We start from the raw sequence: 8,549 nt of genomic DNA, 5'->3' as shown, positions 1-8,549 counted from the left end.
TCACCCTCTCAGGTCGGCTACGCATCGTCGCCTTGGTGAGCCGTTACCTCACCAACTAGCTAATGCGCCGCGGGCCCATCCTGTAGTGTTAGTATCCCAACTTTTACAATGACACCATGTGGTGTCATTGATTATCCGGTATTAGCTCCGGTTTCCCGAAGTTATCCCAGTCTACAGGGCAGGTTGCCCACGTGTTACTCACCCGTCCGCCGCTAACCTCATAAGAGCAAGCTCTTAATTGGTCCGCTCGACTTGCATGTATTAGGCACGCCGCCAGCGTTCGTCCTGAGCCAGGATCAAACTCTCCATAAAAGTGTTTGATATAGCTCACTGTCACAAACGTGACGTTTTTAAAACATTGACGAGATATCATGTATCTCATTTATTTCGCTTGGCTTTTTGTTCAGTTTTCAAAGAACTTTTTCGTTAACGCCTCAATGGCGACTTTTAAATCTTAGCACATCGCAATTCCGAAGTCAAACACTTTTTTTATAAAATGTTATCGGAATAGTTCGTTGCTCAGTGCGTAATGAATACTATAGCATGTCCATTTTTATTCGTCAACAACTATTAATATTTTTTCTACCCCGTGTTACTTTTATTAAATAGAGCAAGATCCACGAGGTAGATTTTTTTATTAATTCAAGTGTTTGTACTGTGGTGTTCTTATATACTTTGTACATTCTTTAGGTGACGCCACTCGGCGGTAGATTCCAAAAACGATTTGATATTTCTCTTCCATCGCTTTTTTTACGACGTTATCTATTCTTGGATCTGTTAAGTCAAGAAGTAATTCCTCCATCTCTCTCTTTAATAAATATTCTACTTCTTGCACTTCTTTCATGTTTAATAAAAATCCAAGCATTTTTTTCCACCTCTGCCAATTAGTATAGGACTGTTTTAAAATTGTTTTCTAAAATCAGGAATTTTATTCATATCTTGTCCCAGATTGCATAGAGTTATTTTAGAGTAATTGGACAGGGAGGGGTTTGATGAAGTTCTTTTTCGTGTTAAATGGAAAAAAGTTAAAGCAATTATCCATTATTATTGTTGCTGCTTTTTTTACTGCTGGCATCTTATTTGTAGAACGAAATGAAATTATGGTCTTTTCGACCTCAGATGGACCTCAAGCTTTTTATAAAGCGAAGACAGATGAGAAAGTATTGTCCTTATCTTTTAATATCAGTTGGGGTGACCAACGAGCAATACCCATCCTTGATATTCTAAAAGATAAAGATGTTCAAGCTACATTTTTCCTTTCCGGGTCATGGGCTGAGCGCCATCCTGAAATCGTAGAACGTATTGTCGAAGATGGTCATGAGATAGGAAATCATGGCTACCAATACGAAAAATATCCTTCGTGGGATGACGAAAAAATTAAAAAAGATATCCGCCGGGGCGATCAAGTTCTGAGTGAACTTACAAGGAAAAAGCCAACCCTGCTTAGACCGCCACATGGTCAGTTTGATAAGCGAGTTTTATCAATAGCTGATAAACTTGATTATTCTATTACTCATTGGAGTGTTAATTCTTATGACTGGCAAAACCCTGGTGTTGATAAAATTGTCGAAGGAACTTTAGAATCAGCAGACAAAGGAGATGTCATCCTTCTCCATGCGTCTGACTCTGCCAAACAAACTCATAAAGCCCTTCCTATAATTGTTGACCGCTTAAAGGGCAAAGGTTATAAGTTTGTAACGGTTAGTGAATTGATAGCAAGTACAACTACAAAAAGTGAAGAGATTAAATAAAATATCTACTTAATCTACCTATTGTAATGTGTTTAAAAGTTTTTAAAAATGATGTCGAAGTTTGTTCCCATTTATAAACCGATCTACTACCCTATACTCACCGGCGACTATAACTAAAATTTAAAAAAAGAAACAGTTGGATGCGCCCAACTGTTTCTTTTTTTTATTTAGCTTGATTTCCTGTTAAACGATGTAAAATTAATAACTGCCACGTATTCGCTGCTAGTAACGGTGCAAAGTAAATCCATAACCATTTAGGATCATTAACCGTTAACGCAGGAACCCATTCAATCGTGGTAACTACGACAATAAAAAATAACGCTGGAATAAATGCCCCTTGATTTGTATCTTTAGCTTTGAAATAAGCAACAATAAGACCGTATATGAGAAGTAGTACTGGCATTAAAACATAATGAAATACCGTTTCACCTTCTTGTGCAAATGCCAGGTAACGAAGATAGATTAAATCAAAAATGACAAAAGCAATTACGACAACTTGAACTTTGTTCCACAGCTTTGCTGTTTTAAATAAACCTAACCCTAGTCTATGAACGGTTAAATAAGCAAAGAAGCCCATTTGACTGATTATACTAAAGGCAGCACTTATTCCTAACAACCAAATTAAACCAAAGAGAAAATTCATTGCCCCTTCTGCAGTATACACCGACCAATCGAGGGCAAGTCCTACTATTGCACCACTAATACTTCCTATTAATAGTGATGTAAAAAACAAATAAACAACTTTACGGCTATTCACGATGAACGCTCCTCCATCTTCTATTCTGCTTTATTGATTGTACCAATGACATTGTAAAAAATCTAGGTTATCCCTTTAAGATATGCATAAAATTTGTAGAAATATTGCATATTAATGACAAAATGATCGAAAGGAAGAGATTAATGGGGCGATTTTACAAACTCATCCTAATTCCAGCAATTTTTGTATCGATTGTTTCAGGGTGCGCACCAGCAGAAGGCAATAGTCAAGCTGCTCAACCTGACTACGAAAGTACAAAGAAAATGATGGTCGACATGTTACAGACCGAGGAAGGAAAAAAGGCTATATCAGAAGCAATAACTGATGAGGAAGTTCAACAAAACCTCATTATGGAACAAGCTTTTGTAAAAGAAACGATTCAAAGTACGTTAACTTCCGAAGAAGCAAGAGCATTCTGGGAAGATACGATGCAAGATCCTGAATTTGCCCAAGCATTAGCTGAAAGTTTAAAGAAAGAAACTGAGGAAATGCTTAAAAGTTTAATGAAAGACCCGGAGTATCAAGCAATGATGATGGATATTCTTAAAGATCCGGAAATGGAAAAAGCTGCATTGGATTTAATGAAAACAAGAGAATACAGACAACAAGTTATGACAGTGATGGCTGAAGCCTTTGAAAGTCCCTTCTTTGTTGCGAAGGTCAATCAAATTTTAGGTAAAGTGACCGCAGAACAATTACAACAAGAAGCTGAAAAGCAGGAAGAACAAGCGCAAGAGGAAGAAGATGAAGGTGGCGAGGAAGGCTCTTAGACTGAAAAACGCCGTTTAGCGGTAACAATCGCTAAAACTACAACCGATTAACCTTCTTCTTTTTCATTTAGTGGAGATACGTACTGAGTCATAAGTTTTCAGCGAAGTTTTTTAAACAAAAAGCAGTCCCGAAATAAGGGACTGCTTTTCATATTGGTTACTTATGTTAATTACTTACAAACTTATTATCTTTCTACTTTATCAATCACACGTTTAGCAATCTCTGTGTAGATCTTTCCAATCGGGTGGTTTTCATCATAAATAGACGGTGCAAAATCATCCTTATTGATCTCTGGTTGTCCTAATGGAATTTGGCCTAATACTTCCGTCTTTAATTCTTCAGCTAAACGCTCACCGCCGCCAGTTCCAAATACGTACTCTTTCTCACCGGTTACTTTACTTTCAAAGTAAGCCATATTTTCTACTACACCGATAATTTCGTGATTCGTTTTAATCGCCATAGCTCCAGCACGCGCCGCAACGAATGCAGCAGTAGCATGAGGTGTCGTAACGATGATTTCTTTTGAAAGTGGAAGCATCGTGTGAACATCTAAAGCAACATCTCCGGTACCTGGAGGTAAGTCTAAAATTAAGTAATCCAGCTCGCCCCACTCTACTTCACTGAAGAAGTTGTTAAGCATTTTTCCTAACATTGGTCCTCTCCAAATAACAGGAGCGTTATCTTCAACGAAGAAGCCCATAGAAATCACTTTTACTCCAAATCGTTCAACAGGGTATATACGTTCTGCGATCACCTTAGGGCGTTCCTCAACTCCCATCATGTCTGGAACACTAAAGCCGTAAATATCAGCATCGATAATGCCTACTTTTTTACCTAGTCGTGCTAAAGTTGTCGCTAAGTTAACGGAAACGGTTGACTTACCAACCCCGCCTTTACCACTGGTTACCGCGATAAACGTAGTATTTTTAGATGTAAGCAGAGATGGAGCTTGTTTTTGTTCAACTCCACCACGCTGTTGTAATTCTTGTTCTGTTAAGTTTTCAAAACGAAGCCCCACTGATTCAGCTCCAGCCGATTTTAATACATTGACCATTTGTTGTTGTAGCTGCATTTGTTCAGCTGTTCCTGTTTTAGCGATGGCAATTTTTAAACTTACATGATTATCCTTAATTTTAATTTCACGAATCGAATCAACTTCGACAATGGACTTATTTAAAAAAGGATCCATTACTGTTTTCAATGCACTTAATACTTTTTCTTCTGTTAACAACGAGTACACCATCCTTTTTATGTAGATATAGTTAGTATAGCATAACTCGCATGAGGAATACGTTGATTACGCTTACGCACACTAGGAAGCAGGCACAGGTTCTTCTGAGTAATATCTGAGTATTCCTTGATAGATGGAAGCCGCAACTTTTTGTTGGTATTTCTCCTTCTCCAGTAATCGTGCTTCTTCTGGATTAGAAAGGAAACCTACTTCGACAAGAACACCCGGAATTTTGGCTTGTTTGATGAGATACACATTACCAATCGGCTTTGCCACTCGATGTGTATTTTCTAAATTTCTGCGAATTTCATCTTGAACAAATTTTGCAATATACTCATTTTCTTCTATCGTTCGATTGTAGAACGTTTGTGCACCTTTCCATTTTGGCGAAGGAATCGCATTCAAATGAATACTGACAAACATATCACCGTCCGAACCATTAATTAACTCTACCCTCCGCTTTAAATCCTGCACTTTACGGTGACGTATTTTTTTTATATCTGAATCGGCTAGGTCTTTATCTTCTTCTCGAGTCATTAAAACAAGTGCACCTGCTTCTTGTAAATAATCTCTAAGATCGAGTGCAATTTCTAAGGTAACATCTTTTTCAAGCAACCCGCTTTTGGATACTGCCCCGCCGTCTGGTCCGCCATGTCCAGGGTCAAGTATAATTACTTTTCCAGACAAGGGAAGTTGCCAAGTTGACCATGAGTCATCACTAATAAATTGGTATTGCACAATAAAAAGTAATCCAACAACCGCTAGAGCGAATCCGCCCCCTTTAATCCACTTTTTCATTCCCAGTCCCTCCTACGTCCTCTTCCCTTTATTTATATTGGGACAAGGAGGAAAATATGAACAGAAACTTGTCTAGATTAATGAAGACGCATTCGATAACGTTTTGTTCCTTCTGTAAAACCTTTTTCCCACCACTTTTCTACAAATTGCTCTACGGCTAAATATAATGAATCTAACCCAATATCTCGATAGGTGTACCAGGCTTCAAGTATATAAAATAGTTGTGTATAAATATCTTTTAACTCATCTTCACAACGAAACCTAACATCTCGTAACGCTTCACCGTAATATCCGAAGCGACTAAATTCAGCTCCAATTAAAAATGAATCAATCGCTGCATCAATAATTGGATCAATCAAAAACGGCTCATACTGAAAATGGAATGGAAACAAAGGTTCAAAATGTTGCTGGGCATCTTTCTTAAGATCATTTAACGATAATTGTCTTAATATCTTACGCTCAAACTTCCACCGCTTCTCACGTTGTTTTTCTGAGAATGTTGTGATTACTGTCATTAGAACCTCTCCTCAATACCTTTTTCATTAGTATCAAGAGATTTAATAATACTCATGCGATGGAAATACCGTTGAATTTATCCAATTTAGTGACAAAGGCTAATGTTTATTTTCTTTTTTTAGCCAGATAAGCTGCCCCAACCGCTGTTACTACTAATAGTACGATAATTATCCAATACAAATAACTGACTACTGCTGGCACATGATCATTTTTGTCAGCTGTAACCGGCGCTTCTATACTCTCTAACCCGTCTATACTTTCCACTAAAATAACTGTCCCGCCCTCACTTCGACTTGGAAGTTGGACCTTTACTTCATTTCCGACGACTTCATAGACTTGATTTGAATACAAGTCCATAACATTACCAGTAAAAGGTACTTCAAATGTAGCCTCACTCACTTCATCATTTGTATTTAAGCCGACTAAAATGGATTTGTCATTAAACGACCGAGCAAAAATACTAAAACCTTCTTCATCACTTCCTGCTACTTGTGATCGTGTACCTTTAGAAAACACATCCGAATAATCTTTTCGGATATTTAAAAGCTTTTTATAGTGTATTAGTACTTCATTATCCTCTATATCTTCCCATGCCATATCATAGCGATTATCATAATATGGATAGTTATCCAAACCTGATAGGCCAAGCTCCTCACCGTAATAAATAACGGGTTGACCTTTAGCTGTGATTTGTAATGCAGCCCCGACTTTTAATTTGCCGATATCTTGACGAACTAGCTCTAAAAATCCTGCTTCATCATGACTTCCTAAAAATTGCCCTAAAGTTGCCCCATTACTCAACTGTGCATTTCGAACCTCTAAGTTTTGTTGAACATTTTCTAATTGACCGTTTACGAAGTTACGTGCCTCATTTTTAAAATCAAAATCGAGTAATGAGTCCATCATTCCGGTGTTTAGGTATCCGTGGTCATCATTAGGACCTGCTCCCCAAGACTCTCCAATTAATTTAAACTCAGGCATAATCTTTGTTAACTCATTTTTGAATGCCATCCAAGTCGTATCTTCAACGTGCTTCACAGTATCCACTCGAAAGTAGTCGATCGTATTTCCATTAGGCGTTCTTGATTTTTCAATCCAGTCCACTTGCCATTGAATAATTTGTTCACGAACTGCAGGGTCTTCCGTTAAGAAGTCCGGTAAGCCCGCCAGTTCACCTCGAACCGTACCTGTTCCCCCATCACGAAGCATTCCAGCAAAACGCGCTCTTTCTTCAGCAGTCGGAAAGAAAGGAATTTCGTCTTCATACACCGCATCCGCTTCTTTTAACCCATAGCCTGTATGGTTTAAAACGACATCAATCATAATTTTCATTCCACGATCATGTGCTTCGTCAATTAATTCATGGAAGTCATCCATTGTCCCAAAGTGAGGGTTCAGTTCTTCAAAATTACTTGCCCAATACCCGTGGTACCCATAATAAGGTGTATCTGGATACTCATGCCGAACATCATACCTAATATTTTCTACAATTGGACTAATCCAAATGGTGTTAATTCCTAAATCATATAAATAATCGAGCTTGTTTGTTATTCCCTTAAAGTCCCCCCCTTGATAAGTTCCACGTTGTTCTGTATTATAACCAATACCATAAGGATCATTATTAGATCGGTCTCCATCGAAAAAGCGATCCGTTAATAAAAAGTAAATTCTAGCTTCATCCCAATCAAAGTCTGCTTCACCCATGAACGTCCTAGCCGCAATTTCAATTGTTACTTCATCTGTATGTCGGTTCCCGTATTGGTCAGTGACAACAATCGGTAGCGATTTAACACCTGCGGTTATAGAGCGATCAACAGCAAACGAAACTTCTTTAAGATCAGTATCAATCGCAACTTTTTCCTTTCCACCTACTTCGCTTAAATCAACATAGATTTCACGCAGGGCTACTTCTTCTTTACTCTCAATCGATAAAGTTAACACAGCATTTTGATTATAGTTAATGACTTCTGGATATGTTGACCCTTCTATTTCTAACTCAACTTCAACGTTCGTTTCTACATTAGAAGAAGGTGCATCCGTATCCGTATCACTAACCGTTTCAAAAGCTATTTCCCCACTCGTTACAAAAACTTGTGTGATGTGATCATGTTTATTTACATCAATAAATCGATCCTGTTCAACATCCTTTGTAGCCGTATTCCAATCATCAGTATCACGGAGCACAAATCCAACACGTTCGGTATCAGGACCTATATTAATCCTTGCGATCGCTTTACCGTCTTTATATTCAATAAAATCGATTTGATCATCCTTATATTCTGTATCCCATACCCAGATGTTCCAACCATCGTACTGCTGATCTTCTCTTTCATAAACAAAATAAATCTGGCGCTCCCCAGTGTCGTTCGCAACTTCTAAAGCGCTTTCAAAGTTAGAATTAAAAACCTTGGTTACATTAGCTGTAGAGCCCGTCATTGTTTCTTCAGCTAATACTAATGTAGCTGGCAAATAACTCGTGAACATACTCAAGACAAATATACATAAGACAAAAATAGCAGCATTCTTTTGGTAAATTTTCTTCCCCATGTCGTCTACTCCTTCTTAGTTTAATTATAAACAGTGAAAACGATTGCACAAAATGTTATAAAATAAATTGGAAATCCATTATTTCCAATTTATATCTAAATGCAAACGATATTCTAAATTATTCTACTCCCTTACACTACTATAGAATTTTTAGTTTATCAATCGAATTTTACATCCT

At 37.7% G+C, this 8,549-nt stretch carries 8 protein-coding genes and 1 rRNA gene; 2 read left to right on the top strand and 7 right to left on the bottom strand.

All coding sequences use genetic code 11. The features are described from left to right. Positions 1-312 (bottom strand): 16S ribosomal RNA (locus N7Z68_RS20840); the annotation flags it as partial. 325 nt (positions 313-637) lie between these two features. Then, a complete protein-coding gene (locus N7Z68_RS20835; RefSeq protein WP_275120393.1) occupies positions 638-865 on the bottom strand; it encodes a hypothetical protein in 228 nt (75 codons plus the stop codon). Positions 866-992: 127 nt separating this feature from the next. Between N7Z68_RS20835 and pdaB the strand changes: the two genes are divergently transcribed. After that, a complete protein-coding gene (gene pdaB / locus N7Z68_RS20830) occupies positions 993-1,751 on the top strand; it encodes a polysaccharide deacetylase family sporulation protein PdaB (RefSeq protein WP_275120392.1) in 759 nt (252 codons plus the stop codon). Positions 1,752-1,914: 163 nt separating this feature from the next. Here pdaB and N7Z68_RS20825 read toward each other — a convergent pair whose 3' ends face one another. After that, complete coding sequence (locus N7Z68_RS20825; RefSeq protein ID WP_275120391.1) at positions 1,915-2,508, bottom strand: KinB-signaling pathway activation protein; 594 nt, start codon at positions 2,506-2,508, stop codon at positions 1,915-1,917. A 143-nt stretch (positions 2,509-2,651) separates the two neighbouring features. On the opposite strand from N7Z68_RS20825, the gene gerD reads away from it, so the two are divergent. Next, the gene (gene gerD, locus N7Z68_RS20820; RefSeq protein ID WP_275120390.1) at positions 2,652-3,278 is read left to right on the top strand and encodes a spore germination lipoprotein GerD; all 627 of its coding nucleotides are present in this window, start codon (positions 2,652-2,654) and stop codon (positions 3,276-3,278) included. A gap of 185 nt (positions 3,279-3,463) precedes the next feature. Here the strand turns inward: gerD and salA are convergent, their stop codons facing one another. From salA to N7Z68_RS20800, 4 genes are all read right to left on the bottom strand, one after another. Further along, positions 3,464-4,510, bottom strand: a complete 1,047-nt coding sequence (gene salA, locus N7Z68_RS20815) for an iron-sulfur carrier protein/transcriptional regulator SalA (protein ID WP_275120389.1) — start codon at positions 4,508-4,510, stop codon at positions 3,464-3,466. An 81-nt stretch (positions 4,511-4,591) separates the two neighbouring features. Further along, entirely contained in the window at positions 4,592-5,308 is a 717-nt protein-coding gene (gene cwlD / locus N7Z68_RS20810) for an N-acetylmuramoyl-L-alanine amidase CwlD (protein WP_275120388.1), read from the bottom strand. Between the two features lie 77 nt (positions 5,309-5,385). Then, positions 5,386-5,823, bottom strand: a complete 438-nt coding sequence (locus N7Z68_RS20805; protein WP_275120387.1) for a DUF2521 family protein — start codon at positions 5,821-5,823, stop codon at positions 5,386-5,388. Positions 5,824-5,929: 106 nt separating this feature from the next. Then, positions 5,930-8,371, bottom strand: a complete 2,442-nt coding sequence (locus N7Z68_RS20800) for an alpha-amylase family glycosyl hydrolase (RefSeq protein WP_275120386.1) — start codon at positions 8,369-8,371, stop codon at positions 5,930-5,932. Positions 8,372-8,549: the final 178 nt, after the last annotated feature.

Origin of the sequence: Alkalihalobacterium chitinilyticum, from assembly GCF_029028005.1 — a bacterium.
Lineage (GTDB): Bacteria > Bacillota > Bacilli > Bacillales > Bacillaceae_F > Alkalihalobacterium > Alkalihalobacterium chitinilyticum.
This window is presented reverse-complemented; position numbering and strand designations above follow the sequence as displayed.

Bases quoted from the DNA above. Each gene is read 5' to 3' on its own strand.
- N7Z68_RS20835 (WP_275120393.1), bottom strand. From the start codon at position 865: ATGCTTGGATTTTTATTAAACATGAAAGAAGTGCAAGAAGTAGAATAT.
- pdaB (WP_275120392.1), top strand. From the start codon at position 993: ATGAAGTTCTTTTTCGTGTTAAATGGAAAAAAGTTAAAGCAATTATCC.
- gerD (WP_275120390.1), top strand. From the start codon at position 2,652: ATGGGGCGATTTTACAAACTCATCCTAATTCCAGCAATTTTTGTATCG.
- cwlD (WP_275120388.1), bottom strand. From the start codon at position 5,308: ATGAAAAAGTGGATTAAAGGGGGCGGATTCGCTCTAGCGGTTGTTGGA.
- N7Z68_RS20805 (WP_275120387.1), bottom strand. From the start codon at position 5,823: ATGACAGTAATCACAACATTCTCAGAAAAACAACGTGAGAAGCGGTGG.
- N7Z68_RS20800 (WP_275120386.1), bottom strand. From the start codon at position 8,371: ATGGGGAAGAAAATTTACCAAAAGAATGCTGCTATTTTTGTCTTATGT.